General features: G+C 71.0%; 2 protein-coding genes. Both read right to left on the minus strand.

What is annotated here, in order from left to right:
* A partial coding sequence (locus AB0M20_RS42245) for a branched-chain amino acid ABC transporter permease (RefSeq protein WP_364307022.1) occupies positions 1-985 on the minus strand: 985 nt, incomplete at its 3' end.
* On the minus strand, positions 982-1,654 hold a 673-nt coding region (locus AB0M20_RS42250; protein WP_364307024.1), incomplete at its 5' end, for a branched-chain amino acid ABC transporter permease. The genes AB0M20_RS42250 and AB0M20_RS42245, both read right to left, overlap by 4 nt.

Genomic DNA, 1,654 nt, shown 5'->3' on the forward strand with positions numbered 1-1,654 from the left:
GAGCGTCGTAGGGCCGGAACGGCGACAGTCGCGCGGCCGTGCCCCCGCGTCCCCGCCGGCTGTCGAGGAACGCCCGGATGCGGGCCGGGAGGCCGGCCAGGCCGGTCGGCGCGAAGACGACCACGAGCACGATCACGGCGCCGTACGCCACCTGCGCGATCGTCGGGTGGTCGACCAGGGCCTCGCGGACCAGGGCCAGGCCGACGGCGCCGACGACACAGCCGATCAGGCTCTGCCGCCCGCCGATGATCACCATGCCGAGCAGGAGGAACATGTTGGCGATGCCGAACGATTCCGGGGCGACGTAGCGGATCAGCCCGGCGTACAGCACGCCGCCCACGCCCCCGTAGACGCTGGCCAGCAGGAAGGCGGTCATCCGCAGCAGCGGCACCTCGGCGCCGAGCGAGCCGGCGGCCAGCGAGTCGTCGCGCATCGCGCGCATCCGCCGGCCCAGTCCGGTGCGGACGACGAACAGACCGAACGCCAGCGCGAGCGCGAAGACGATCAGCTCCAGGTAGTAGTAGAGGTACTCGCTGGACAGGTCGACGCCGGGCAGGTCGGGCACCGGGATCGAGGAGATGCCCTCGGCGCCGCCGGTCACCTCGGCGTTGGTGACCCAGTTGGTGAAGGCCAGCGCGAGCCCGAGCGTGACGATGCCCAGGTAGTGCGATTGCACGCGCAGGGCCGGAGTGCCGACCACCAGGCCGATCGCCACGGTGGCCGCGATGGCGAGTACGGCGGACACCCAGAAGCCCAGGCCGGCCTTCGTGGTGAGGATCGCCGTCGCGTAGGCGCCGACGCCGAAGAACGCGACCTGGGCGAGGTTCACCTGACCGGCGACGCCCATGCAGAGGCCGAGGCCCACGGCCAGCACGGCGAAGATCAGGATCACGTTGACGACGTGGATCGCGTACGAGTCCAGACCGTACGGCAGCAGCCAGGCCGCGATGCCGATGAGCGCGACCAGCGCGATGGTCTTTCTCATGCCCGGTTCACCGTCCGCTCGCCGAAGACGCCGGTCGGGCGCACCATGATGATCACCGTGAAGACCAGGAAGGTGACCAGTTCGGAGTAGCCCTGGAAGTGCCCGGCCGTGAAGGAGTCGAGGATGCCGATCGCGAGCCCGCCGACGATCGCTCCCGGGATGCTGCCGAACCCGCCCAGGATCGCCGCGGCGAAGCCCTTGATACCGAGCGCCCCGCCCAGTGCGGGGCTGACGTAGAGCAGCGGACCGACCAGCCCGCCGGCCAGCGCGGCGAGGCCCGCGCCGATCATGAAGGCGATCGCATTACTGCGCCCGACGTGGATGCCGACCGCGGTGGCCGCCTCGTGATCCATCGCCACCGCCTGCATCGCGGCGCCGCGCTTGGTGCGCGAGAGGAAGAGCACGAGCAGCACGGTGGCCACCGCCGCGATGGCCAGCACCACCAGGTCGTAGGTGCGGATGCGCAGGCCGAAGACGTCGAGCGGGGCGGAGGGTACGGGCGACGGCACGGCCCGCCCGGTCGCGCCCCAGATCATGATGATCAGCGCGTCCAGGACGATGCCGAAGCCGATCGTGCCGATCAGCATGAGGTCGAAGTCGCGGTTCTCCAGCGGGCGCAGCACCCGCTCGATGACCAGGCCGATGGCGCCGGTGAGGCCGAGCGCGATC

The sequence above is a fragment of the Actinoplanes sp. NPDC051633 genome (assembly GCF_040681735.1).
GTDB lineage: Bacteria > Actinomycetota > Actinomycetes > Mycobacteriales > Micromonosporaceae > Actinoplanes.